General features: G+C 72.2%; 23 protein-coding genes. 6 read left to right on the top strand and 17 right to left on the bottom strand.

Annotation, left to right across the window (positions count from 1 at the left end; genetic code table 11):
- Nucleotides 1–8: 8 nt before the first annotated feature.
- Complete coding sequence (locus ACZ6S0_RS16610; protein ID WP_465917784.1) at nt 9–662, bottom strand: class I SAM-dependent methyltransferase; 654 nt, start codon at nt 660–662, stop codon at nt 9–11.
- Nucleotides 663–699: 37 nt separating this feature from the next.
- Here ACZ6S0_RS16610 and ACZ6S0_RS16615 point away from each other — a divergent pair, with 37 nt between their 5' ends.
- On the top strand, nt 700–1137 hold the full coding sequence (locus tag ACZ6S0_RS16615; protein ID WP_465917785.1) for a MerR family transcriptional regulator: 438 nt from the start codon (nt 700–702) through the stop codon (nt 1135–1137).
- Between the two features lie 56 nt (nt 1138–1193).
- Here ACZ6S0_RS16615 and ACZ6S0_RS16620 read toward each other — a convergent pair whose 3' ends face one another.
- The 4 genes from ACZ6S0_RS16620 to ACZ6S0_RS16635 all read right to left on the bottom strand — a co-directional run bounded on the left by ACZ6S0_RS16620 (nt 1194) and on the right by ACZ6S0_RS16635 (nt 6077).
- Entirely contained in the window at nt 1194–3731 is a 2538-nt protein-coding gene (locus tag ACZ6S0_RS16620) for an excinuclease ABC subunit UvrA (protein WP_465917786.1), read from the bottom strand.
- Between the two features lie 147 nt (nt 3732–3878).
- Nucleotides 3879–4802 (bottom strand): hypothetical protein, encoded by a 924-nt coding sequence (locus ACZ6S0_RS16625; RefSeq protein ID WP_465917787.1) that lies wholly within the window; start codon nt 4800–4802, stop codon nt 3879–3881.
- Nucleotides 4799–5416, bottom strand: a complete 618-nt coding sequence (locus tag ACZ6S0_RS16630) for a TetR family transcriptional regulator (RefSeq protein ID WP_465917788.1) — start codon at nt 5414–5416, stop codon at nt 4799–4801. The genes ACZ6S0_RS16625 and ACZ6S0_RS16630 overlap by 4 nt, the downstream gene beginning before the upstream one ends.
- Before the next feature lie 67 nt (nt 5417–5483).
- Nucleotides 5484–6077 (bottom strand): TetR/AcrR family transcriptional regulator, encoded by a 594-nt coding sequence (locus ACZ6S0_RS16635; RefSeq protein WP_465917789.1) that lies wholly within the window; start codon nt 6075–6077, stop codon nt 5484–5486.
- Between the two features lie 153 nt (nt 6078–6230).
- Between ACZ6S0_RS16635 and ACZ6S0_RS16640 the strand changes: the two genes are divergently transcribed.
- Both ACZ6S0_RS16640 and ACZ6S0_RS16645 read left to right on the top strand, forming a co-directional pair.
- Nucleotides 6231–7250 carry an aldo/keto reductase gene (locus ACZ6S0_RS16640; protein WP_465917790.1) on the top strand — a complete coding sequence of 340 codons (1020 nt, stop codon included), beginning with the start codon at nt 6231–6233 and terminating at the stop codon, nt 7248–7250.
- A gap of 183 nt (nt 7251–7433) precedes the next feature.
- The gene (locus ACZ6S0_RS16645; RefSeq protein ID WP_465917791.1) at nt 7434–8207 is read left to right on the top strand and encodes an SDR family NAD(P)-dependent oxidoreductase; all 774 of its coding nucleotides are present in this window, start codon (nt 7434–7436) and stop codon (nt 8205–8207) included.
- Here ACZ6S0_RS16645 and hpnH read toward each other — a convergent pair.
- From hpnH to ACZ6S0_RS16680, 7 genes are all read right to left on the bottom strand, one after another.
- Nucleotides 8181–9185 (bottom strand): adenosyl-hopene transferase HpnH, encoded by a 1005-nt coding sequence (gene hpnH / locus ACZ6S0_RS16650; RefSeq protein ID WP_465917792.1) that lies wholly within the window; start codon nt 9183–9185, stop codon nt 8181–8183. The two genes, ACZ6S0_RS16645 and hpnH, sit on opposite strands and share 27 nt — an antisense overlap.
- The gene (locus tag ACZ6S0_RS16655; protein WP_465917793.1) at nt 9182–9811 is read right to left on the bottom strand and encodes a phosphorylase family protein; all 630 of its coding nucleotides are present in this window, start codon (nt 9809–9811) and stop codon (nt 9182–9184) included. Before ACZ6S0_RS16655 ends, hpnH begins: the two co-directional genes overlap by 4 nt.
- Complete coding sequence (shc, locus tag ACZ6S0_RS16660; RefSeq protein WP_465917794.1) at nt 9808–11694, bottom strand: squalene--hopene cyclase; 1887 nt, start codon at nt 11692–11694, stop codon at nt 9808–9810. The genes ACZ6S0_RS16655 and shc overlap by 4 nt, the downstream gene beginning before the upstream one ends.
- 1 nt (nt 11695) lies before the next feature.
- On the bottom strand, nt 11696–12706 hold the full coding sequence (locus ACZ6S0_RS16665) for a polyprenyl synthetase family protein (protein ID WP_465917795.1): 1011 nt from the start codon (nt 12704–12706) through the stop codon (nt 11696–11698).
- Entirely contained in the window at nt 12703–14055 is a 1353-nt protein-coding gene (gene hpnE / locus ACZ6S0_RS16670) for a hydroxysqualene dehydroxylase HpnE (RefSeq protein WP_465917862.1), read from the bottom strand. The genes ACZ6S0_RS16665 and hpnE overlap by 4 nt, the downstream gene beginning before the upstream one ends.
- A gap of 11 nt (nt 14056–14066) precedes the next feature.
- Nucleotides 14067–14909: a squalene synthase HpnC gene (gene hpnC / locus ACZ6S0_RS16675; protein WP_465917863.1), complete on the bottom strand. Its 843-nt coding sequence runs from the start codon at nt 14907–14909 to the stop codon at nt 14067–14069.
- A 149-nt stretch (nt 14910–15058) separates the two neighbouring features.
- Nucleotides 15059–15826, bottom strand: coding sequence for a polysaccharide deacetylase family protein (locus tag ACZ6S0_RS16680; RefSeq protein ID WP_465917796.1), 768 nt, complete (start codon nt 15824–15826; stop codon nt 15059–15061).
- Between the two features lie 37 nt (nt 15827–15863).
- On the opposite strand from ACZ6S0_RS16680, the gene ACZ6S0_RS16685 reads away from it, so the two are divergent.
- On the top strand, nt 15864–16985 hold the full coding sequence (locus tag ACZ6S0_RS16685) for an MGDG synthase family glycosyltransferase (protein ID WP_465917797.1): 1122 nt from the start codon (nt 15864–15866) through the stop codon (nt 16983–16985).
- Here ACZ6S0_RS16685 and ACZ6S0_RS16690 read toward each other — a convergent pair.
- The 5 genes from ACZ6S0_RS16690 to ACZ6S0_RS16710 form a co-directional block, all read right to left on the bottom strand.
- The gene (locus ACZ6S0_RS16690) at nt 16945–17823 is read right to left on the bottom strand and encodes a DMT family transporter (protein WP_465917798.1); all 879 of its coding nucleotides are present in this window, start codon (nt 17821–17823) and stop codon (nt 16945–16947) included. The two genes, ACZ6S0_RS16685 and ACZ6S0_RS16690, sit on opposite strands and share 41 nt — an antisense overlap.
- A gap of 86 nt (nt 17824–17909) precedes the next feature.
- Nucleotides 17910–18869, bottom strand: coding sequence for a phytoene/squalene synthase family protein (locus ACZ6S0_RS16695; RefSeq protein WP_465917799.1), 960 nt, complete (start codon nt 18867–18869; stop codon nt 17910–17912).
- Nucleotides 18870–19199: 330 nt separating this feature from the next.
- Nucleotides 19200–19433 (bottom strand): hypothetical protein, encoded by a 234-nt coding sequence (locus ACZ6S0_RS16700; RefSeq protein ID WP_465917800.1) that lies wholly within the window; start codon nt 19431–19433, stop codon nt 19200–19202.
- A 109-nt stretch (nt 19434–19542) separates the two neighbouring features.
- A complete protein-coding gene (locus ACZ6S0_RS16705; protein WP_465917801.1) occupies nt 19543–20085 on the bottom strand; it encodes a TetR/AcrR family transcriptional regulator in 543 nt (180 codons plus the stop codon).
- 20 nt (nt 20086–20105) lie between these two features.
- A complete protein-coding gene (locus ACZ6S0_RS16710) occupies nt 20106–21602 on the bottom strand; it encodes an MFS transporter (protein ID WP_465917802.1) in 1497 nt (498 codons plus the stop codon).
- A gap of 462 nt (nt 21603–22064) precedes the next feature.
- Between ACZ6S0_RS16710 and rsgA the strand changes: the two genes are divergently transcribed.
- The gene (rsgA, locus tag ACZ6S0_RS16715; RefSeq protein ID WP_465917803.1) at nt 22065–23147 is read left to right on the top strand and encodes a ribosome small subunit-dependent GTPase A; all 1083 of its coding nucleotides are present in this window, start codon (nt 22065–22067) and stop codon (nt 23145–23147) included.
- A 254-nt stretch (nt 23148–23401) separates the two neighbouring features.
- Nucleotides 23402–23914, top strand: coding sequence for a GNAT family N-acetyltransferase (locus tag ACZ6S0_RS16720; RefSeq protein WP_465917864.1), 513 nt, complete (start codon nt 23402–23404; stop codon nt 23912–23914).
- The last annotated feature ends 31 nt before the right edge of the window (nt 23915–23945 follow it).

The following is a 23945-nucleotide window of genomic DNA, read 5'->3' on the forward strand; positions in this document are numbered from 1 at the left end:
GTATACGGTCATGTCGGGTTGCCGGTCGGATTGGCGGCAAGCACACAGGCGGCGGGCGGGTGGAGTTCGAGGGTCTCGACCCGGAGCTGGGTGAAGCCGGCCTGGGTGAGCAGGTCCTGGAGCTCTTGGGCGGCTCGGACCGTGGTGTCCCGGGTGGCTCCCGGGCAGCGGGGCTGGCTGACGAGCGCGATGCGTCCTGCGGGGCGGAGCAGGCGGCGTAGCTCCAGAAGCCGCGCCACCGGGTCGGGCCAGAAGCCTGCGGAGTTGACGGCGAGGATGGCGTCGAGCGGATCGCCGACGCTCGGCAACTGCTCCACGGAGGCGTGCGTGAGGTGCACGCGGCGGGCGCGGACGGCGGCGGCGTTGCGACGGGCGGCCTGCCGGACCATGGCCCGCGAGTGGTCGATGCCGAAGACGTGGCCCCGGGTGGCGCGGCGGGCGAACTCGGCGATGGCGAGGCCGGGGCCGAAACCGACCTCGAGCACCCGGTCGGTGGGCTGCACGTCCAGCAACGACACCGCCCAGATGTTGCGCTGCCGGTTGGAGGGGCGAAGAGCGAACATCCAGCCGTTCGCCCACCCGACGGCCCCCCGGGGGTGATGGGCCTGGCCCACCAGGTATCTGATCACGCGTCGCTTGAGAGAGGTGCCTGTTGTCTGCATGATCGCCAGTCAACGGCTTCAAGTATGCTTGAAGTCAATGGGTGAGCAGTTGACGATCGGCGAGCTGGCGAGCCGCACGGGTGTCGCCACCTCCGCCCTGCGCTACTGGGAGCAACTCGGCCTCCTGCCGGCGCCCGCCCGGGTCTCGGGGCAACGGCGTTATCCGCCGTCGGCGGTCGGGCTGGTCGGTATGGTCGTGATGCTGCGCGCTGTCGGCTTCACGTTGCGGGAGATCAAAGCCTTCGTCGCGGCCCGTTCGCCGGCCGGCGACGGGTGGCGCGAGCTGTACCAGCGCAAGCTCGCCGAGCTGGACCAACGGATCGCCCAGGCGCAGGTGGCACGCACCGCCATCGCCCACGGCCTGGCCTGCCCGCATGACGACGTCCTCGAGTGCGCCAACTTCACCGGCGGGGTCGCGGCGTTCCTGGCGGGATCTTCTCTCGAAGAGGCTCACGAGGAGATCCATTCACGCTGACCTGCATCGCCTCTGACCTCTGCTCGCGGGCGGCCGACCCCGTTCCCGGACCCGTCTCAGCGGCGTGCGCTCCCCCGCGCCTCCAGGAGCGGCAGACCCGCCGCATACCGCCGGAAGAAGCCGGCGGTGGGGGTGTCCGCCGCCGCGACGGCGGCCGGGGTGCCCTCCGCGACCACCGCGCCCCCGTCCGGACCGGCTCCCGGCCCCAGGTCGATCACCCAGTCCGCGGACGCGGCGACGGGAATGTCATGTTCGGCCACGACGACGGTGTTGCCCGAGTCGAGCAGCACATCGAGCGCGTCCACCACCCGCTGGACGTCGGACGGGTGCAGGCCCGAGACCGGCTCGTCGAGCACGACGAGGCCGGCCTTGCGGCTCCCGGCGCCGCGCCGGATCGCGGCCGCCAGCTTCAGCCGCTGTGCCTCGCCGCCGGACAACTCCGTGGCGCTCTGGCCGAGTTGGAGGTAGCCGAGCCCGACCTGGTCCAGGGCTCCCAGAGTCTCCGCGAGCTGCGGGTCGTCGGAGAATCGTTCGACGGCCTCGGCGACGGTCAGCCCCAGCACCTGATCGATGGCCAACCCCTGATACCTGATCTCCAGAGCCTCCGGCCGGTAACGCCGGCCCTCGCACGCGTCGCAGACCACCCACACATCCGGCAGGAAGTGCATGTCCACCAGCTTGCGGCCATAACCGGTACAGGTCTCGCAACGGCCGCCGTCCGCGGTGTTGAAGCTGAACCAGGAGGCAGTGAGCCCGCGCCCGCGCGCCGCCTCGGTCTCGGCGAACAGCTTGCGGACGATGTCGAACGCTTTGCTGTACGTAGCCGGGTTGGATCGCGGCGTCCGCCCGAGCGGTTCCTGATCGACGACGGCGACCCAACTGAACCCTTCGAGACCGGTCACCTTACGCACGGTGTCGGTCGCCGTCCCGTTCAGGGTGGCCTCCGCGCTCGCCCCGAGCGCGCCCAGCAGGCTGCTCTTGCCGCTGCCGCTCACCCCGGTCAGGCAGGTGAGGCGGCCGACGGGGAAACGTACCAGGTCCGCGGTCACGTTGTGCGCGCGCAGGCCGTGCAGTTCCACCCAGCCGGTGTCGTCCCCGGCCGGGCGGCGGGTTCTGCGGAGCCGCGGCCCTCCACCGGTCAAATAGCGCCCGGTCAGCGACTTCGGGTGGGCGGCCGCGTCGGCGGGGAGCCCCGACACGAGGACCTCACCGCCGAGGCGGCCCGCGCCCGGCCCCATGTCGATCACCCAGTCGGCCCGCGCGATCAGCTCGGGGTCGTGCTCGACGAGGAGCACCGTGTTGCCGGCCTCGCGCAGTTCCAGGGCGATGTCGAGCAGTTGCGCCTTGTCCGCCGGATGCAGCCCGGTCCCGGGCTCGTCCAGGACGAAGATGATCCCGCTCAGCTCGGTGCTGAGCTGAGCGGCGAGCCGGGTCCGCTGCAGCTCGCCCCCGGACAGCGTCACCGCGCTCCTGGAGAGCTGGAGATGGGCCAGGCCCAGCCGGTCGAGGATGCCGAACCTGCGGCCCAGGTCCTGCAGCAGCGGCTCGCCCACCTCGCGCTGCCGGGCGCCCAGGTCGTCCAGCACGCGCCTCGCCCAGCCGCGCACCTCGCGTACTTCCACCTCGATCAGTTCCGGGTACGTCAGCCCGCCGAGCCGCACGGACCTGGCCGCCTGGGAGTACCCGCTGCCGCCGCAGGTGCCGCAGGGCCGCTTGCGCATGTACGGCAGGTAGCGCTGCTTGGCGCTGGACGTCCGGGCGTTCACGAACACCCGCTCCACCTCGGCGAGCGCGCCCCGCAGCGGCTGGCTCGAGGTGTAGCTCACCAGGGCCGTCTCGTTCTTGTTCGTCATGTCGACGGTCGCCTCGATCTTCTCGTCACCCGTGCCGTACAGCACGCAGTGACGGAACTCCTCAGGCAGCGACTGCCACGGCCGGCCGAGGTCGACCCCCCGCTTCTCGGCGAGCGCCGGTACGAACGCGTGCTCCCCCGACCGCCACTTGGCGTACCAGGGCGAGGCCCCCGCGAAGAGCGGCAGCTCCGGGTGGGTGATGACCAGGTCCTCCTGCGCCTGCCAGCGCCCGCCCACCCCGTGGCAGTCCGCGCAGCTCCCTTCCGGCGTGTCGCGGTCGAAGTGAGCGGTCGTCAGATGCCCCTCCCCGCTGTCCGCCGCCGGCTCCGCGTCGATCCCGGGAAGGCGCGAGTACAGCAGCCCCAGGTGCCCGTCGATGCCGGTGATCGTCGCGACCGTGGAGCGGGGGTTGCGGTTGAGGCGGCGCTGGTCGACCGCGAGCGTCGGGCCGAGCCCCAGGATGCGGTCCACCTTCGGCCGGTTGCGCTGGGTGATGTACTGCCGGACGAACGGCGAGAGCCCCTCCAGATACCGTAGCTGGGCCTCGCTGTGCAGGGTGTCGATGGCCAGCGAGGTCTTGCCGCTGCCGCTCACTCCGGTGAAGGCGACGACCTGCCCCTTGGGGATGCGCACGGACACGTCCCGCAAGTTGTTGGTACGCGCTCCCACCACGTCAATGGTCTCGCGACCCGGGTCGGCGGCGGCCCAGGGCTCTCGGAGCCGTCCTGGTGTTTCGTGCATCGAGGTCCTTGTCGGTTCGCAGGGGTCCACGTCGGCCGTCGGGGCCGACCGGTGGAGCCATGCTCGCCGCAAAACCCGACACCGTTTGTCATATTTCTACGCCGTCTTGCCCAGCCCGCCGCGCGGCGTCCCTGGCATCCGGGATCTTCACCTGTAGCGTCCGGCCATGGCGTGGAAGACCGCCTTGGGCTCCCAGCGGGTCTCGTCGAGCATCCTGACCACACCGTACGAGCCCAGGTCGGCGGCGCCGAGCCGGGTGTATCCGGCGAAGGTGAACCACAACGCGGTGTCGACGCCCTCCGCCTCGAAGACGTCCACCAGCTCGGTGAGGTAGCGCACCTGCTCCCGCTCGTCGGGCACGGCGCCTTCCGGCGGCTGCCACGCCATGCCGCCCAGCAGGCCGGCGCCCTGGTAGGCGCAGGTGCCGAACTCGGTGACCACGACGGGCTTGCCGTGCTCGTGGTGCGCGCGGATCTCCTCGCGGAAGGTCTCCGCGTTGTACGCGGCGCGGTAGGCGTCCACGCCGACCAGGTCGAACGGGCTCCAGTCGATGGACTCCCACGGGGCCGAGGCATAGGTGACCCGGCCGCGGAACCTGGACCTGACGGTGTCGGCCGCTTGCGCGAGGAAGCCGTTGAGCCGCTGCAGGATCGGGCCGAGCGACTGCCACCAGGTCAGGTCCGCGGTGGCCATGGCCTGCAGGCGGTCGCCGTAGGTGAGGCCCGGTATGAAGCCCTGGCAGAAGGCGCTGGTCTCGCAGCCGGTGACCAGCACGACCTCGCCGTCGACGGCCTGGGCCCGGTCGGCGCAGTCCGCGTAGAGGTCAAGGGCGGCCTCGGGCGTCAGGTCCACGGGGAAGGGCGCGAAGTACACCTCCATCCCGGCCGCCGCGGCCTGCTCGGCGGCGACGCTCAGCCGTCCGGGGTCGCCGCCGGAGACGCGCACCGCCGCGCAGTGCAGTTCGTCGGCGATGACCCGCATCTCCCGCCGGACGGTCTCGGGGTCGAACGCCCTGCGCGAGGTTCCGGGCTCCGGCAGGAATCCGGTGTCATAGTTGATGCCCTTCTTCACGATCCATGTCCCCTTTCCAGGAGGTCGAAGGCGCGCTCGACGTCGGGCCTCAGCCGCTCCCCCGCCTCGCGCAGGCTCATGCCCGCCGCCAGCCGCTCGAAGAACGTCTCCTGCAGGAGCTGGATCGTGGCGATGATCTGCGCCGCCATGAGGTCCGCCATGAGGTCGTAGGTGAGGTCGTCGGGCGCGGGGCAGGACTCGCGGCCGTCCAGTGCCCTGGCCAGGGCCGCGCGCTGGCCGTACTGCAGCCGCTGGACGCCCGCGACCAGCGTGGGGCTCTCGACGATCACCCGCATCCTGACCATGAGCTGCTCGACGTCCACCTCCGCCGCCCGCTCGCCGAGGGCCAGGTAGTGGGCGCGCAGCGCCGCGAGCGGCGTCTGACCGGGGGCGCGGGCCGCCACGACGGCGGCGGTGTCCTCTTCGACGACGTCGAGGACCAGCGCCTCCTTGCTCGGGAAATAGTTGAACAGGGTGACCTTGGCGACCCCCGCCACCTCGGCGATCTCGTTGACGGTCACCGCGTCGAAACCGCGCTCGGCGAACAGCCGCAGCGCCGTCTCGGCGATGTGCCTGCGCCGCTGCGCCTTCTTCTCCTTGCTGACGCCGACCATGGTCAGGACGATAATGCATACCGGGTTCAAAAGTAAACCCGGTTCGCATTATTGTTGCGGGCCGAGGTCAGCGGTGCGGCCCGCGCAGCCCCGCGATGAGGAGTTCGACCAGGTGGCGTGCGTCGTAGCGGGGGTCGCTGTCCGCGCCGATGCAGAGGTTGCCGACGCCGCGCATGAGCGCGTACGCATCGACGCCAGGCCGGATCTCACCGGCGGCGCGTGCGGCTTCGAGCAACTCGGCACAGACGGGCACGAGACGGTCGAGGAAGTAGGCGTGCAGCACCTCGAAGTCGGAGTTGTCGGACCGCAGTACGGCGGCGAGCCCGTGCTTGGTGACCAGGAAGTCGACGAAGAGGTCGATCCACCGCCCCAGTGCGGCGTAAGGCGAAAGGCCGGTGGCCAGCAGGGCCGGTCCGGCCTCGGCGCAGGCGTCGACCTGGTGCCGGTAGACGGCGATGACGAGGTCCGCGCGGGTCGGGAAATGGCGGTAGATCGTGCCGACCCCGACGCCCGCCTCGGCCGCGATGTCACGTACGGGGGCGTTCACGCCTGACGTGACGAAGACCCTGGCGGCCGCGCCGAGGAGGGCTTCCTGGTTGCGCCGGGCGTCCTTCCGCCTGGGCGCGGCCGCCTGCCCCACGGCCTCGCCTCTGTCGTTCATCGCGTCACTCCCCACGCCGCCACTTGCGAAAGCGGAACCGTGTTCCGTATCGTTTCGGAACGAGGTTCCGCTTTGGTGATGATGCCAGAGCACGGGCCTGGTGGCCAAGCCACCCGACACACCGCGCTTCCCCCGCAATGAGGAGACACAGTCATGCAGTACCGCACCTTGGGCCGCACAGGTGTGCAGGTCAGCACCCTCGCGCTCGGCGCGATGAACTTCGGGAAGATCGGGCGCACCACCCAGGACGAGGCCACCGCGCTCGTCGACGCCGCCCTCGAGGCCGGGATCAACCTCATCGACACCGCCGACGTCTACAGCGGCGGCCAGTCGGAAGAGATGGTCGGCAAAGCCATCGCGGGCCGCCGCGACGACATCGTGCTGGCCACGAAGGCGGCCCTGCCGATGAGCGGCGAGCGCAACCATCAGGGCGGCTCGCGCCGCTGGCTGGTCACCGCGCTGGAGGACAGCCTGCGCCGCCTCGGCGTCGACCACGTCGACCTCTACCAGATCCACCGATGGGACCCGAACACCGGCGACGAGGAGACGCTGTCGGCCCTGACCGACCTGCGGCGCGCGGGAAAGATCCGCTACTTCGGCTCCTCGACCTTCCCCGCCCACCGCATCGTGCAGGCCCAGTGGGCCGCCCGCGAGCACCACCTGAGCCGCTACGTCACCGAACAGCCCAGCTACTCGATCCTGCAGCGCGGCGTCGAGGCCCACGTCCTGCCCGTGACCGAGCAGTACGGGCTCGGCGTGCTGGCATGGAGCCCGCTGGCCTCGGGCTGGCTGTCGGGCGCGATCCGCGCGGGCCGGGCCATCACCACCAACCGCTCGACGTTCATGCCGCAACGCTTCGACACCGCCGTCCCCGCCAACCAGGCCAGGCTCGCCGCCGTCGAGCGACTGGCCGAGGTCGCCGACGCCGCCGGCCTGACGATGATCCAGCTCGCGCTCGGCTTCGTGACCGCACACCCCGCCGTGACCGGCGCGCTCATCGGCCCCCGTACGCTGGACCACCTGCACGCGCAGCTCGCCGCCGCGGACACCGTGCTCTCCGCCGACGTGCTCGACGCGATCGACGCCGTCGTCGCCCCCGGCACCGACCTCGCCGCGCACGAGAAGAACGACACCCCGCCCGCGCTGCTCGACCCGTCACTGCGCCGCCGCTGATCGCCCCCGCGACAGCCTGATGGGGAATCAGTCGCGCTCGAGTACTTGCGTCCAGCGGTCAAGACAGCACGTCAGCCGGTGTGACCCGGCACGGGAGTGGAAAGCACACCTGTACGGGAGTGACACGCGCGGAAACAGGTGACCGATGCTCGCGGACCGACCGACGCCTCGGGGCGGGCAGCCGTGAGGCTCGCCGACGCCCACGTCCTCGTCACCGGGGCCTCCTCCGGCATCGGGGCGGCCACCGCGCGGGCGCTGGCCGGCGCCGGCGCCCGGCTGACGCTGGCCGGACGCGATCACGAGCGGCTGGCGGCCGTCGCCGCGGCCACCGGCGGGCGCGCGCTGGCGTACGACGTCGCCACCCAGACCGACGAACTGGTCGCACGGGCCGGGCACGTCGACGTCCTGGTGAACAACGCGGGCGTGGGGTGGGCGGGGCCGTTCGTACGGATGCCGGCCGACACCGCCGAGCGGCTGCTGGCGGTCAACCTCGGCGCGCCGATCGCGCTCACCCGGCTGCTGCTGCCGGGGATGGTGGCGGCGGGCCGCGGGCACCTCGTGTTCGTGGCCTCCATCGCCGGGGCGGTGGGCGTGCCGCAGGAGTCCGTCTATTCGGCCACGAAGGCGGGGCTGATGACCTTCGCGGAGGGCCTGCGGCACGAGCTGCACCACGTGCCGGGCGTCGGCGTGTCCGTGCTGCTGCCGGGGGTGGTGGACACGCCCTTCTTCGTACGGCGCGGCGCCCCGTACACGCGGGCCTGGCCTGTGCCGATCGCGCCGGAGCGGGTGGCGCGGGCCATCGTGGCGGCGATCACGGACGGCCGGCCGGAGTCGTTCGTGCCGGGATGGCTGCGGGCGCCGGCCAGGCTGCGCGGGGCGGCACCGGGCGCGTTCCGGCTGCTCGCGCGGCGCTTCGGGCGCATCCAGGGGTCAGCCGGACCTGATGGCGCGCAGTGACTCCTTCAGCGACCCGATCGTGGCCAGGACGGCGGTGGGCTCGTACCCGCAGTGCGCCATGCAGTTCGCGCACCGGGGGTCACGGCCCCGGCCGTAGGCCGACCAGTCGGTGTCCTCGATCAGCTCGCGGTAGGTCTGGGCGTACCCGTCCGCCATCAGGTAGCACGGCCGCTGCCAGCCGAACAGCGAGTACGACGGGATGGCCCAGGCGGTGCAGGACAGCTCGATCCGGCCCTCCAGGAAGTCCAGGAACAGCGGCGAGTGGTTGAACCGCCAGCGCCGCCGCCTCCCCTCGGCGAACGCCTCGCGGAACAGCGCGCGCGTTTCCCGCACGCCCATGAACTGGTCCTGGACGGGCGCCTTCTCGTAGGCGTACGCGGGGGAGATCATCATCTGGTCCACCCCGAGTTCGTCGTTGAGGTAGTCGAGCACCTCGATGACGGTCTGCGGGCTGTCCGTGGAGAAGAACGTCGTGTTGGTGGTGACCCGGAAGCCGCGCCGCCGGCACTCGCGTACGGCGGCGACCGCCTCGTCGAAGACGCCCTCCTTGCACACCGAGGCGTCGTGGCGCTCGCGCACGCCGTCGATGTGCACGGTCCAGGTGAAGTACCGCGAGGGCTCGAACTCGTCGATCTTCTTGGGGATCAGCAGCGCGTTCGTGCACAGGAACACGTACTTCTTCATGCCGACGAGACGGCGGACCAGCTCGCCGATCTGCGGGTGCATGAGCGGCTCCCCGCCGGCGATGGACACCATGGGCGCGCCGCACTCCTGGATGGCGGCGACGGCCTGTTCCACCGGCATGCGCCGCTTCAGCACGTCGGCGGGGTGCTGAATCTTGCCGCAGCCGGCGCACTTGAGATTGCACGCGAACAGCGGCTCCAACTCCACCAGCAGCGGGTACTTGGTCCGTCCCCGTATCCGCTGGCCGAGGATGTAGGAGCCGACGCGCAGGCTTTGCCGCAGCGGGATCGTCATGGGAAGGCTCCCTTGGGTAGCGAGAACTGGACAGTTCGGTGCCCGGTGGCCGCCGCCCACCGCGCCAGGACGGGGCCGAGGTCGCGGAGCGTGCGGCGGGCGGCGATGCCACGAGGGAGTGTCGCCGGGCTCAGCAGCGGCGCGCCGGGCGTGTCGACGATGACCCGTACGGCGGCCGGCGGCCGTCCCGCGACGGCAGCGGCGTGGGCGGCCAGCGGGCCCGTCTCCATGTCCACGGCGTACGCGCCTTCCGCGGCCAGCCGGCGCCGCTCCGCGCCGCCGACCACGTGATCGGTGGTGACCAGCGGCCCGACCCTGGCCCGCAGGCCCGCGCGGGCCACCTCCTCGGCGAGGAGGCGGGCGGACGGGCAGGGATGGACCCGTCCCGCGAACCGGACCTCGCTCGCCACCAGGACGTCGCCGGGCCGCAGGCTCCTGTCGACCGCGCCGCCGAAACCGGCCACGGCCACCGCCTCCGTGCCCTCCAGTCCGGCGGCCACCCGGGCCGCGCGCCGCGGGCCGACGCCGGTGACGATCACCCGGACGCCGGCGAGGTGCGGCGGCAGGCCGCGCCTGATGGCGCGGGCCTCGATCCCGAGCGCGGCGCAGATCAGCAGCTCCGTCATGAGGGGCCCTGATCTGCCGGTTCGCGGCGCAGGTAACGTCCGAGCGCGCTGATCGGGAAGACGAGCCGGTAGAGGTGGTAGTTGATGTAGAAGTCACCGGGGAAGCCGGTGCCGGTGAAGTACGGTTCGTCCCAGGTGCCGTCCTGCCGCTGCCGCTCGACCAGCCAGCGCACTCCCCTGTCCACCGACGGCGAGCGCTCACCGGCGGCCAGCAGGGCCAGCAGCGCCCAGGCGGTCTGCGAGGCGGTCGAGGCGCCGCGGCCGACCCAGACCGGTTCGCGATAGGAGCGCAGGTCCTCGCCCCAGCCGCCGTCGTCGTTCTGGTGCCGTTCCAGCCAGCCGACGGCGCGGCGCAGCGAAGGATGTCCTGGACGGACTCCCGCGGCGACGAGGGCGGGCACGACTGCCCCGGTGCCGTAGACATGGTTCGCGCCCCAGCGCCCGAACCACGATCCGTCCGCCTCCTGCGCCTTGAGCAGCCAGACCACGGCCCTGCGCAGGGCGGGTGCGTGGGGCGACTCCTTGGCCAGGGCCTCGACGACGTGCGCGGTGACGTCGGCGGACGGGGGGTCGATCACCGCGCCGAAGTCGCAGAAGGGCAGTCTGGTGCAGAGCGTACGGTCGTTGTCGGCGTCGAACGCCGCGAAGCCCCCGTCGGCGCTCGCCATCCCGGTCAGCCAGCGGACCCCGCGCTCGATCGCCGGCCGCGCGTCGGGGCGGGCCAGCCGGCGCAGCGCGAGCACGACCTCCGCGGTGTCGTCGGTGTCGGGGTAACCGTCGTTGTCGAACTCGAACGCCCAGCCGCCCGGCGCCAGGCCGGGTCTCCGCACGGCCCAGTCACCCGCCGTCGTGACCTCCTCGCGCAGCAGCCAGTCGGCGGCTCCGGCGACGGCCGGGTGGTCGGCGGGGGTGCCCGCGTCGAGCAGCGCGTTGACCGCCAGCGCCGTGTCCCAGACGGGTGACTGGCACGCCTCCACCCGGCGTCCCCGCTCGTCGCGGATGGTGAACCGGTCGAGCCCGCCGATCGCCCCGCGCATCACCGGGTGGTCGAGGCGGTAGCCGGACAGGTGGAGGGCGATGATCGAGTACACCCATGGAGGCTGGATGCCGCCCCAGGAGCCGTCTGCCTCCTGGCGTGCGACGATCCAGTCGACGGCCCGCCGCAGCGCGGCCCGGCGCAGGCTCGGCGACGGGCGCCGCTCGTACCGGTGCAGCCCCTTGTCCAGCGCGCCGAACACCGCGGCCCAGCCCCCGCGTGCGGCCCGGCGCGGCGTCCTGCCGCTACGCAGCTCGGGCAGCCCGAACGGCAGCTCGCGCACCGGCCGGTACGCGGTCACGACGGTCAGGGGCACGATCGTCTGCCTGGCCCAGCAGGCCCAGTCGTAGATGTTGAGCGGGAACCACGAGGGCAGGAACATGATCTCGGGAGGCATGACGGGCAGGTCCCGCCACGACCATTCCCCGAACAGGGCCAGCCAGATGCGGGTGAACACCCGGCTCGCCTCGATCCCGCCCATGGTCAGCACCTGCTTGGCCGCGGCACGCATGTGCTCCGCGTCGGGTGGGTCGCCCGCGAGCCGCAGCGCGGTGTACGCCTCGATCGTGGTGGACAGATCCGCCGGCCCGCCGTGGAAGTTGGCCCACGTGCCGTCGGCCCGCTGCTCGGAGCGGATCCACCGGGCCGCCTCCGCCGTCTCCTGCTCGGTGCGGATGCCGAGGAACTCCCGCAGCAGCAGATCCTCCGCGTCCATGGTCACGTTGGTCTGCAGCTCGCCTTTCCACCAGCCCTCCGGCGAGCGCAGGCCGATCAGGTGGTCGCGGGCGGCTTGGAGGGCGTGCTCGGCGTCGGTGAGCGGGCTCTGGGGCGTGTCGAGGGTGGTCATGTCAGTGGTCCCTGGAGGTGATGAATCGGGCGATGCGCAGGAATTCATCGCGCACGTCCGCGGGCATGTCCGCGTCCGAGAGGCACCGGGCCGCGGCGTCGAGGCGCCGCCCGGCCTCCTGCTCCGCCCACGTCCGGCCACCTGCCTCCTCGACCAGGCGGGCGGCGTCGCGCAGGTCGTCCTCCGTGAGCTGTCCCGGCCTGGCCAGCAGTTCGGCGAGGCGGTGTCCGGCCTCCGTGCCGCCGGTGAGCGCGGCCACCACGGGGAGGCTCTTCTTGCGGGCCCGCAGGTCCGACAGCACCGGCTTGCCGGTCACCTCCGTGCTCCCCCAGATGCCGAGCAGGTCGTCGGCCAGTTGGAAGGCCAGACCGGCCTCCGCGCCGAACGCGGCCAGAGCGCCGGCCAGCGGGGCGGGGCCCGCCACCGCCGTCACCCCGATCGAGCAGGCGCAGGCCAGCAGCGAGGCGGTCTTGTGACGCGACATCCGCAGGCACTCTTCCCTCGTCACGTCGTCGCGGTCCTGGAACTCCAGATCGAGGGCCTGGCCGGCGAGGAGCGAGAGCGTGGCGTGATTGACCGCGCGGGCGGCCGCCACGGAGCCGGGGGTGTCCTGCTCCAGCAGCAGCTCCCCGGCCAGGACGAGCAGCGCGTTGCCGCCGAGGATCGCCTCGGAGCGGCCGAAGACCGTCCAGGCGGACGGGCGGTGGCGGCGCACCGGGTCGTCGTCCATGACGTCGTCGTGCAGGAGGGAGAACGCGTGCACCAACTCCACCGCCGCGGCGGCGGGCAGGCACCGTTCGACGTCGGCCTCCGCCGCCCGGCCCGACAGCACGACGAGCGCGGGCCGCAGCGCCTTGCCGCCCGCGACGTGCGGCCGCCCCGAGGCGTCGGTCCAGCCGAAGTGGTAGCGGGCGACGCGAGCGGTGTGCGGGTCGAGGCGGTCGACGGCCTCGCGCAGCACCGGGTCGACGAGTTCGCGGGCGGCCTGCGCCGGTGGCAGGGTGAGGGTCATGAGGCGCTCTCCTGAGGTCGCACATGGTGTCTGACCAGGCGAGCCGCGTGGAGTCCGCTGCGCACGGCGCCCTCCATCGTGTCGGGCCAGCCGGTGTCGGTCCAGGCGCCGGCGAGATAGAGGCCGGGCCAGCGGGTGGCGCCGTGCGGGCGGAGCGCTCCGCTGCCCGGGGCCTGACGGAACGTCGCGCGCCGTTCCCTGGTGACGAAGAAGTCGGTCAACCTGGCCTCGCGCGCGGCCGGGAACACCGAACGCAGCTCGGGGACGAAGGCCGCGCGGATGTCCGCGGTCGGGCGGTCGATCCACGTGTCCGCGACCGACACCGAGACGGCCAGGTACTGGCCCTGGCCGAGCCCGGCCACGCTGGTCTTGTCGAACACCCACTGCACGGGCGAGCCGGCGACCGCGACGAACGGCATCCGCATGACGGGCCGGTCGTAGAGCGCGTGGACGTTGATGATGGGACTGGCGTCCAGGGCGCTCCACGCGTCCCTGCCGGGCGCCGCTCCCGCGGGGACCAGCTTCGCGGCCTGCTCGTGACGTGTGGCCACGACGACCGCCGACGCCTTCGTCCTGACGCCGTCCACGACGACGGCGTCCGGCTCGACGGCCGTGACCTTCGCCGACAGGCGCACCGCCCCGCCGCGCCGCGCGATGGCCTCCTGGGCCGCGGTGTCGTGCAGCCGCCCGAGCGGGACCAGGGGGATGCCGAGGTCGGCGGCGTCGGGCCGGCCGAGCAGTGCGGTCTTGAACACCTTCACCGCCGGGCCGAGCGCGACCTCCTCGACGCCCGTGTTCAGGGCCGCGACCGCGAGCAGGTCCCAGAGCGCCTGCCGGACCGGCGCGCCCTGGCCGTGCGCCGCCAGCCAGCTCCCGAACGTCATCGTGTCGAGCACCGGATCCGCGGGGTCGAGCCTGCTCAGCGCGAGCGAGCCGCGCAGGGCCTGGATCCGGTCGCCCGGCCCGAGCAGGCGGTATCCGGCGAGCGCGGGCACGAAGTGGAGCGGGCCGGGCAGCCAGGCGCGGCGCAGCCGCCCCGACCGGCCGGCCCCGCCGAGCACCCGCACGTCGAACCGGCTCTGCAGGCCGACCAGGGCGGTGCCGCCGAGCCGGTCGAGCAGCCCCCGGTACGCCGTGCAGCAGCGAAGGAAGACGTGCTGGCCGTTGTCCACCGTCAGCCCGCCGCGCTGGAAGGAGTGCGCCGCCCCGCCCAGCCTCGGACGGGCCTCGTACAGCGTCACGGGGCAGCCGGCCTCCGCGAGCGCGAGGGCGGCGGTGATGCCGGCCAGTCCGCCGCCGACCACGGCCACCGGCGCGATCGTCGTCGCGGAGCTGCCGGAGAGCGTCATCGGCACGCCTCTCACGGTGACGACAGCCGTCGCGCCGGCGCCGGCCGCCTCATGGTCACGAGGAGACGGGCCCACCCACCGAGCAGGCGTACGCGGCGCGGCCGGACGGCCCGGCCCAGAACGTCGTAACGGGCGTCTCTCAGCGCGGCCAGGGTCGCATGGCCGCCCGCGACATAGCCCGCGACCGCCGTACGGGCGAAGCCGGACAGCGTCCCGACGATCGCCTCCCCCTCGGCCAGCATCGCCCCGGCCCGTTCGGCCTGTGCGGCCACCACCTCGCGCAATCGCGGTGACGTGGCCGTCGCCGCGAGATGCCCGATCGGGCACCCCGCCCTGCGCAGATCCTCCCCCGGCAGGTAGACGCGACCGCGCCGGTAGTCCTCCCCCACGTCCTGGCAGTGCTCGATGATCTGCAACGCCGAACACACCTTGTCGGACAGGGCCAGCCGGGCGTCGCTGACCTCGCCGAACACCCACAGCACGAGATGGCCGACCGGATTGGCCGACAGCTCGCAGTAGCCGAGGAGCCCGTCGAACGTCTCGTAGCGGACGACCTGCTGGTCGCGCCGGTTGGCCTCCACGAGGCGGTGGAACGGGTCGGCGGGCACCGAGCACTCCCTGACGGTGCGGGCCAGCCCGCGGACCGGCCCGAGCAGGGGCGGGCGGCCGTCGTACAGGCGGGCCAGGTCGGCCTCCACCTCGTCCAGCAGTCGCAGGCGGTCGTCGGGGTGCGCGTCGTCGCCGAGGTCGTCCACCGAGCGGGCGAAGCCGTACACGGCCATGAGATGGTCGCGCTGCCGGCGGGGAAGCAGTCGGGAGGCCACCGGGAAGTTCTCCCGGCGCGCCTTTTCCATCGGCACCCGCCAATGGTTTCTCCCTGACCGCACGACAGGGAACTATCCGCTGCCGGGCGGCGCAAAACATGGGTAATCGGGACTATATTCGGTTGCCCGCTGATTGGCGCTGAATTTACTCGTCGGTGGTTCGGAAAAGGGTGTGGGAATTACCGGGAAAGGGGAGTGGTCCCGTTATACGAACGCGCCCTCGGACGAACAGGGGTGGGTGCGCCTACGCCGTGGTCGCGCAGCGGGCCCACGTTCAGGCCCATGAGCCTGCAGCGGTCCACGAGCGCGGGGAGGGCGCTGAGCGCCGATCGCCAGGAACCAGGGACGGAGGCGTGGTCGGAGTCATGCAGCACGACGGTCGCCCCGCCGCGCAACCCGGCCGACACGGTGGCCAGCACCGAACCGGGCGTGGCCGCCGCCTCCCAGTCCCGCCCCCAGGCGGTCCACAGCACAGGGCGCAGTCCCCTCATGCGGGCGGAGACGAGCGCCTCCAGGCTGAGCGCCCCGTACGGCGGGCGATACCACGCCGCGCACCCGCCCACCGCCCTCACCAGCTCGACGGTTCTGCCGATGTCGGCCGCCGACCGGCCCGGCCGGGCGAGCAGGGGGTTGCCGTGCCGCCAGCCGTGCACGGCCAGCTCGTGACCCTCGGCCACGATGCGGCGGCCCAGCCACTGGTGGCGTTCGAGCAGCTCGCCGAGGACGAAGAAGGTCGCGTGACAGTTGAGCCGCTCCAGCTCGTCCAGGAAGCGCGGGGTCGAGCCGGGGTGGGGTCCGTCGTCGAACGTGAGCGCCACATGACCGGGGTCGCCGACGCCGGCGATGGCGGGCAGCCGTCGCCGTACCGAGGGCAGCCAGGTGGCGGCGGGACCGGCGTGCAGCAGCGCCAGGCCGGCGAGCCCGAGCGGCAGCGCGACACGGCGCATCCTCGCGGACCCGTCGCGGGAGGAGGCGTGGCCGGTCGTGAAAAGTGAGCCGCCCGAGCGGGCGCGGACCGGGCGCGGGAGGCGTCGCCGGGTGCTCATCCTCAGCGCGTCGATGGGCAACGGCCATGACGGGGTCGCCGCCGAACTGGCGGCCCGGCTCGCCGCCGAGAATGCCGATGCCGAGATCATCGATGTCCTCCACCTGTTCCCGTTCCGGCTGGGATCGGCGCTACGTCGCGGGTACCGCTGGATGATCCTGCGCGCCCCCTGGCTCTACGAGGTCATCTACCAGGTCTTCTTCGTCGGCAAACGGTCCGGCGGCACGTCGCCGCTCACGGTGCTCGCCGCCCCGCGCCTGCGCCGTCTCGTCGCCGCGGGGGCGCCCGACGAGATCGTCTCGACCTTTCACCTGGCGGCCCAGATCACCGGACGGCTGCGTGAGCGCGGCCGGCTGCGCTGCCCGAGCACCGTGCTGGTCACGGACTTCGCGGTGCATCACCTGTGGCTGCACCGCGGCAACGACCGCTGCCTGAGCCCGAACGGAGACGTCGTCGGGGAGATCGCCGCCCGCACCCGCCGGTCGGCGCTGCGCTGTGCGCCGGTCGTGCGCCCGGAGTTCGCGCGGACGTTGGCCGGCCGGTCGGGCGTGGACTCCGGCGTACGGTTCGTGCTGGTGTCGGGAGGGGCGTGGGGGGTCGGGGACATCGTCGCGACCGCGCGCACCCTGGTCGGTTCCGGGCGGTACACGCCGCTCGTCCTGTGCGGGAACAACGCGGGGCTGCGCCGCCGCCTGGAAGACGACGGTCTGGGCCGGGCGCTCGGGTGGCGTGACGACGTGCCGGAGCTGATGGCGGACGCCTACGCGCTGGTCGACAACGGCTCAGGAGTGACCTGCTGGGAGGCTTTCTCGGCCGGGCTGCCGGTCGTCATCCACCGGCCCATCCCCGGCCACGGCGTGGCCAGCGCGCGGGCGATGGCCGAGGCCGGCGTGGTCAGCCACACCGGCACCGCGTCCGGGCTGCTGGACGCGCTGGACCTGCTGGAGGACGAGGCAGCGCGCAAGAGCCGGACGGACCGGGCTTTCGCGCTGTTCTCCGCGCCGCCGGTCCAGGCGGGTCTCATCTCCGCGCCGGGGCAGTCGCGCCACGGGTCTGGATGAGCTGTGACCTGGCCAGCACGACGACGCCGTACGCCAGCAGCCCGGCACCTGCCGCCTCGAACACCACCCACGACCCGGTACGGATCGGCTCCCCGAACATCAGCGCGCCGTACAGGATGCCCGCCAGCGGGTCACTGATGGTCAACGCCGGCTGGGCGACCACCAAGGGGCCGCTGTGCAGGGTGTTCTGCAGGAGGAACAGGCTGCACAGGCCCGCGGCCACCATCGCGTACGGCGGCCAGGACACCGGCAGCGCACCCGGATCCTCCTCCAGCATGGTCATGCACTTCTTGATGAGCGTGGCCGTGAAGGCGAAGCCGATGCCCGCGGCCACGCCCAGCAGGGCGGGGCGGACGGGCCCGCCGGCCCTGGCCCCCGCCGCCACCAGCGCGGCGGCCACCGCCGTGGTCACGAGGGCGGCGGCGATCCACGCGGCGGTGTCCGGCACCCACTGCCCCGGGCCCGGATCCGCCGCGGCGAGGAACAGCGCGAGACCGGCCGACAACGCGCCGATCGCCAGCCACTCCCGCCGGTCGGGAACCGTGCCGAACGCCCAGGCCAGAATGATCACGGTGAACGCGAGTTCGACCACCAGAACCGGCTGGACCAGGGAGATGCCCCCCACCGCCAGCGCGGCCGCCTGGAAGACGAAGCCCCCGATCATCGCCACGATCGCCCATCGCCACAGCGTGTTCCCGAGGAGCGCCCAGATCAGGCCGAGCCGCAGTCCCAACTCCGCCGGCACCGTCTGCGCCGCCTGTCGCTGGAGCACCGTCGAAGTGGCGTTGCACAACGCGGCGACCACCGCCAGCAGCGCGGCCGTCACTGACTGGGTCACGCCGGCCACCTCGACCACACACGGCACCGGGGCCCGCCGGAACACCCGGCACTCCGTCGGCGGCGCCGGGTCGCCCTGACCATGCCCTATCCGCCTCTCCCGCGCCTGGCGCGGGCGAGGGCACGCACCGCGACCAGCGACTTCTCCCCCGTCGTCAGCGACATCCTGGCGGCCAGCGCCCGGCCGGGGTCGGCGGCGATGCGGTCGAGCAGGCACCGGTAGATGCCGGCCATGGTGGCCGTGCAGGCGGCGCTGCGGGCGTCCAGCATGGGCAGCAGGCGCATCCCGGCCGCGAACCAGTCGCGCGCCCGGTCCGCCTCGAACCTGATGAGTTCGGCCAGGTGCTCCGGTGGATCGCTGAACCGGCCGTGCGCGTCGACGCCCAGCGTGCAGCCGAACCGTTCCAGGTCGTGGGCGGGCAGGTAGATCCGCTGGGACATCCGGTCCTCGAGCAGGTCGCGGAGGATGTTGGTGATCTGCAGGGCCACGCCGAGCGCGTCGGCGAGCGGTCTGGCCGCCTCGGCGTCGTCCGTGCCGAACACCCCCAGCGAGAGCCGCCCGATCGAGCCGGCGACGCATCGGCAGTAACCGACCAGGTCGTCGAACGTCTCGTACGTCGTCCCGCGTACGTCGGCCGCGCACCCGTCGACGAGATCCTCGAACGCCGCGAGCGGTATCGGATAGCGTCCGGCCGCCTCCAGCAGCGCCACCAGCACGAGGTCGTGTTGCCCGGGAGCGGTCCCGTCGAGCATCCCGCGCACCGCGGACAGGTGCGCCAGCCGCGTCTCGGCGGGACCGTCGCCGTCGGCGATGTCGTCGATCCTGCGGGCCAGCGCGTAGACGGCGCTCAGCGCGCGGCGTTTGCGCGCGGGCAGCAGTCGCAGACCGTACGAGAAGTTGCGGGCCTGACTGCGCATGATCTGCTCGCAGTGGCGGTAGGCGTCATCGACGCTGTGGTACGCGTCGCCGCCCGTCGCACCGGCCGGGTCCCGCGAAGATGCGGAACCCTGCCGTCGCCAGAGATTTGTGGTTCTGGCGAACTTCATGGTTGCGACGGCCGTATGTGTAGATTCCTCCCGGACATGGGTGATGGCTGTCCGAGATCTCACGGCGATAAACTCGAACATCGGCCAGGCGGCGGCTTGCCGGACAATTACCAGGTGAACAATTTAGCTGCGGATGAATGATTCCGCCGGGGCCATAAACACGACAGAGAATCACCCGGTGCCACCGTCACCGTCGGCCGCCTGTGCCGCAGACTCGGCCCGCCAGTGCGGCCGCCGGGTGACGACCTTCCCCCGGAGCGCAACGAGCACCGACATTTCCGGCGTCACCTCGTTGCGGGCGACCGCACCGACGATCAGGGCATCACCGGCCTAGAGCGTGAGGCAGCCCACGAGCGGGACCTCGGGCGGAACGGCGACGGCGCCGACGGGATCGGCGGCGCCACCGGTCGCGCAATTGGCCATCATGATGGGGTCGACCTTCTGGAGCGACTCCAGCGCCTGGTTCTTACTGGGATCGACGACGGCGTGAGCGGCTGAGACCGGGCCCAGAACGAGCGTGGCGGCGGCCAGGGAGACGAAGAGAGCGGGCGGGATGCGACGCATATCGCGGTACCTCCGGTGTCGGGACAGATCAACGAGGGTGATTGCCAGCCACCGCTTTAGCGGAACGTGACTGACGGCTACACACTGTTGTCGCTCGCGATACGTAGCGTCACCGGCGGATGAGTGCCTGCTCCAGGACGGCGTGCACGTAGTCGACCTCGGCGGGCGCGTTGTCGATGAGCAGCGCGGTGCACAGCCCGTCGGACACCGCGACGAGCGCGGCGACGGCCGTGGGATCGTCCGTGCACTGCGAGCCGAGCTTCGCGACGTTCTCGCGCCAGCGCCGCGCGACCGTCCGCAGGGCGGGCCGCCGACCGGCGAGGGTGGACAACTCCCGCTCGGCAAGTGCGCGCTCCCGCCCCGGCCCGGCCGACTCCACGATCAGCTCGGCGAGCCCGCGCAACTTGTCGTCGCGGTGGTCGATGATGTCGCGGATGCGCGCGGTGTACGTGTCCGCGACGCTGGTCAGCGCGGCGATGAGCAGGTCGTCGAGGGTGTCGAAGTAGTACGTGCTCAGGCTGACCGGGATGCCCGCTTCCTTGGCCACCGTACGGTGGGTCACCCCGGCGGCCCCGTCTCGCTGGACGACCGCCAGAGTCGCGTCGATGATCTCGGCCCGGCGCTTCTGGCCTCTGGCCCTGCGTCCGTCCATGATCCCAGGTTAGACGACCTTCACCGCTGAGCTTCCCCGATGGGACGGATGTGCCTGAGCATGAACAGTCCCAGCACGGTCACGGCCAGGATCGCCGCTCCGACGGCGAGGGAGGCGACGTTCAGCCCGGCGACGAACGCTTCCCGCGCCTGCTGGACGGTGTCCGCCCGGCCGGCCGCGAGCGCGCCTTCCAGGCTGGCGGTGATCCGCTCGGCGACCTCGGGCGTGACCTCGGGCGGGGCCTGCGCGAGCGATCGGTAGACGGCCGCGGAGAGGCTGCCGAGCAGCGCGACCCCGGCGGCGATGCCGAACTCCTGTACGGTCTCCGACAACGCCGCCGCCGATCCGGACTTCTCCGCCGGGGCCGCCCCGACGACGATGTCGGTGCCCAGTGCCGCGATGGCCCCGAGTCCCAGGTAGACGAACCCGAACCCGAGCACGACGTTCGTCGCGTCGCCGACCTCGGCCGTGGCGAGCAGGCCGTACCCGATCAGTGAGACTCCGAGCGTCGCCCCCATGACCGTCCCCGGCCGGATGCGCCTGGCCACGATCGGGGCGCCGATGGCGGCGGCGAACATCGCCAGCGCGGGCAGCCCCATCCACAGCCCGGCGACGGCGGGCGACAGCCCCTCCACGAGTTGGAGAAACTGGGTGACCAGGTACATCGTGCCGCCCACGCCGACCAGACCGACCAGCAGCACGGTCAGGGCGGCGGAGAAGGCCCGGTCCCTGAACAACGTCATGTCCAGCAGCGGTGCGGCCAGCCTGAGCTGCCTGCGCACGAACACCGTCCCCGCGGCCGCGCTCACCACCACGAGCACGGGCGTCAGCGCGTCGGCCCCGTGCGTGGCGCCGCTCTTGATCGCATAGACCAGCGGCAGTACGGCGACCAGCGACAACACGACGCTGACCGGATCCAGCCGTCCTTGCCCGGGGGCGGCGTACTCGGGCAGCAGGACCGGCGCCAGGGCCAGCACGACCACCGCCACCGGCGCCGCGATCAGGAAGGCCGCCCCCCACCAGAACCGGTCGACGAGCGCACCGCCCACCACCGGACCGGCCGCCATGCCCAGGGCGAACATGGTCGCCCACACGCCGATGGCGACCGCCCGCTGGCGTACGTCCGCGAACATGTTGCTGATCAGCGACAACGTGGACGGCATGAGCGTCGCGCCCGCGATGCCGAGCAGGGCGCGGGCGGCGATGAGGAGCCCCGCGTCAGCGGCGAACGCCGCGACCACCGACGCGGCGGCGAACGCCGCGACCCCGATCATGAGCAGGCGCCGCCTGCCGATCCGGTCGCCCAGAGTCCCCATGGTGATGAGGAACCCGGCGATGAAGAAGCCGTAAGCGTCCATGATCCACAGCGTTTGCGTGGCCGTGGGTTCGAGTTCGGCGGCCATGCTCGGCATGACCAGGTACAACACGGTGACGTCGAGGCCCAGCAGCACGGTCGGCAGCGCCAGCAACCCCAGCCCCAGCCACTCCCGGACACCGGCCCGCTTGTGCGATTCCATATTTGAACGATAGTACAAGTTGTACCATCGTTCAAATATCTGCCTATGGTCGACCCCCCGCCCTCCCGCCCGGCGGCGATCAGAGCGGCCGTCCACCGCCGGGTGGCCCCCGGCCTGCTCGCCGACGCCCACCAGATCGGCCTCCGCTCCCGATAGAACTTCACCGTGTGCGACAAGCCCTCCGCCCGCGACACGTGGTTCGTGGCCCTCCGGTGCGGGAACCCCGTGACAGAGCACGCTGCTGGAGTGTTAGGCTGCAGGTCGTTGGTGTTGGGTACCGGATGAGAGGGAGGTGAGGTTTGATGACCGCGGTGAAGACCGCTGCCGTGTGCAGCGCCCGGACATTCCTCACGTCCCGGGCTCCGGTCTGACCCACTTCTTGCCTTGCCGTGAGCCATCCGGCTTACGAGGCGGGGTGATTTCTGCGTCTCGTCGGGGCCCCTTCCCGCAAGGTGTCTCACGTTGCCAAACCTCTTCACAGATCCATCCGACGTCGGCCTGTCCCGGTACGGATGGACGGAAACACTCGACAACTCCTTCACAGAACACCGCGAGGCCGGCCTGGTTCCGGCCCGGATCGCACGGGTGGACCGCGGCCTGTGTGACGCGGTCACCGAGTCCGGCCCGGTGCGGGCCGACCTCACGGCGCTGTACTCTCCCGATCCGATCCTGGCGCCGTGCACCGGCGACTGGGCCGCGCTGCGCACAGGCCGCGCACCGGCGCTGGTGGCCCTGCTACCGCGTCACAGCGCGATCGTGCGCTCGTCGGCGTCACGCACCTCCCACGGGCAGGTGCTGGCCGCCAACGTCGACACCGTTGTCGTCGCCGTCTCACTGACCGTTCCGCTGGACGCGGCCCGGCTGGAGCGACTGCTGGCCCTGGCGTGGGACAGCGGCGCCAGGCCGCTGATCGTCCTGACCAAGGCGGATCTGGCCGCCGACGCCGCCGCCGTGCACGCGGAGACGAGCACGCTGGCACCGGACGTGGACATCCTGATCACCAGCGCCGCCACCGGTCAGAACATCGATGTGCTGACCGCGCTGCTGAGCGGCACAACGGTCCTGCTCGGAGCCTCCGGCGCGGGCAAGTCCAGACTCGGCAACGCGCTGCTCGGCGACGAGCTGCTGGCCACCGGCCAGGTACGGGCGCAGGACGGCAAGGGCCGCCACACCACCGTCCGCCGCGAGTTGGTCCCCCTTCCCGGCGGCGGTGTCCTCATCGACACGCCCGGCCTGCGCGGGATCAGCCTCCATGACGCCGCCGCCGGCCTGGAACAGGTCTTCGCCGAGATCGAACACCTCGCCCAGGACTGCCGGTTCGGAGACTGCTCCCACGACACCGAACCGGGTTGCGCCGTCCAGGCCGCCATCGAGGCGGGCGAGCTGACCGAGCGCCGCCTGGCCAGCTACCGCAAGCTACAACGCGAGAACGCGTGGGCGGCCTCACGCACCGATGCCCGGCTGCGCGGCGAGCGTACCAACCGGCAGAAGGCCATCACCAGCCATCTGCGCGCCACCTACAAGTTCAGGGACCAGCAGTCATGACCGACCGCACCCCACCGACGCCGCAGGCGTTCTTCGCCCCGCACCAGCCGTCCCCCGACGAGTTGACGCGAGCCATCCACACGACCCGGACCTCGATGGCGAATCCGCCCTTCCCCAGTGAAGGCTTCGACCTGACCTGCGGCGAAGGATCCGCCCACCACATCACCCTGCGCCACGAGCACGGCACTGACCACCAGCACACCGGCTATGTCCTGCGCCCGCAGGCGAGCACAGAAACGGACTCGAACACTCCCATGAGCACTTCCTGGATCACCCGCACCGAGACCGCCGCCGACCTCGCCCAGATCCGCGAGGTCAACCTCGCGGCCTTCCCCACCTCCGTGGAGGCCGACCTGGTCGAGGCGCTGCGCGCCGACCGACAGGCGTGGATCCCCGGCCTGTCCTGGGTCGCGGAGGCGCCCGACGGCTCCATCGCCGGGTTCGCGCTGCTCACCCGCTGCCACGTGGACGGCTCTCCGGCCCTCGCTCTGGGCCCGTGTGCCGTGCGGCCCGAACACCAGCGGACCGGCGCCGGTTCGGCCGCCATCCGCGCAGCCCTCGACGCCGCCCGTGAGCAGGGCGAGAACCTCGTGCTCGTGCTCGGCCACGCCGAGTACTATCCCCGCTTCGGCTTCGTCCCGGCCTCCGGTCTCTCCATCCGGCCGCCCTTCGACGTCGAGGACAAGTACATGATGGCGCTCGTCTTCGACCCCACCCGGCCTGCGCCGACCGGCACCATCCGCTATCCGGCGGCGTTCGGAGTCTGACCCGGCCATCCAGAGGTTCGGCGCTCTCGGC

This window comes from Nonomuraea sp. NPDC051298 (assembly GCF_055586305.1).

Coding starts and splice junctions, on each gene's coding strand:
- ACZ6S0_RS16610 (WP_465917784.1), bottom strand. CDS start 662: ATGCAGACAACAGGCACCTCTCTCAAGCGACGCGTGATCAGATACCTG.
- ACZ6S0_RS16615 (WP_465917785.1), top strand. CDS start 700: ATGGGTGAGCAGTTGACGATCGGCGAGCTGGCGAGCCGCACGGGTGTC.
- ACZ6S0_RS16620 (WP_465917786.1), bottom strand. CDS start 3,731: ATGCACGAAACACCAGGACGGCTCCGAGAGCCCTGGGCCGCCGCCGAC.
- ACZ6S0_RS16630 (WP_465917788.1), bottom strand. CDS start 5,416: ATGGTCGGCGTCAGCAAGGAGAAGAAGGCGCAGCGGCGCAGGCACATC.
- ACZ6S0_RS16635 (WP_465917789.1), bottom strand. CDS start 6,077: ATGAACGACAGAGGCGAGGCCGTGGGGCAGGCGGCCGCGCCCAGGCGG.
- ACZ6S0_RS16640 (WP_465917790.1), top strand. CDS start 6,231: ATGCAGTACCGCACCTTGGGCCGCACAGGTGTGCAGGTCAGCACCCTC.
- hpnH (WP_465917792.1), bottom strand. CDS start 9,185: ATGACGATCCCGCTGCGGCAAAGCCTGCGCGTCGGCTCCTACATCCTC.
- ACZ6S0_RS16655 (WP_465917793.1), bottom strand. CDS start 9,811: ATGACGGAGCTGCTGATCTGCGCCGCGCTCGGGATCGAGGCCCGCGCC.
- shc (WP_465917794.1), bottom strand. CDS start 11,694: ATGACCACCCTCGACACGCCCCAGAGCCCGCTCACCGACGCCGAGCAC.
- ACZ6S0_RS16665 (WP_465917795.1), bottom strand. CDS start 12,706: ATGACCCTCACCCTGCCACCGGCGCAGGCCGCCCGCGAACTCGTCGAC.
- hpnE (WP_465917862.1), bottom strand. CDS start 14,055: ATGACGCTCTCCGGCAGCTCCGCGACGACGATCGCGCCGGTGGCCGTG.
- hpnC (WP_465917863.1), bottom strand. CDS start 14,909: ATGGAAAAGGCGCGCCGGGAGAACTTCCCGGTGGCCTCCCGACTGCTT.
- ACZ6S0_RS16680 (WP_465917796.1), bottom strand. CDS start 15,826: ATGCGCCGTGTCGCGCTGCCGCTCGGGCTCGCCGGCCTGGCGCTGCTG.
- ACZ6S0_RS16695 (WP_465917799.1), bottom strand. CDS start 18,869: ATGAAGTTCGCCAGAACCACAAATCTCTGGCGACGGCAGGGTTCCGCA.
- ACZ6S0_RS16700 (WP_465917800.1), bottom strand. CDS start 19,433: ATGCGTCGCATCCCGCCCGCTCTCTTCGTCTCCCTGGCCGCCGCCACG.
- ACZ6S0_RS16705 (WP_465917801.1), bottom strand. CDS start 20,085: ATGGACGGACGCAGGGCCAGAGGCCAGAAGCGCCGGGCCGAGATCATC.
- ACZ6S0_RS16710 (WP_465917802.1), bottom strand. CDS start 21,602: ATGGAATCGCACAAGCGGGCCGGTGTCCGGGAGTGGCTGGGGCTGGGG.
- ACZ6S0_RS16720 (WP_465917864.1), top strand. CDS start 23,402: ATGAGCACTTCCTGGATCACCCGCACCGAGACCGCCGCCGACCTCGCC.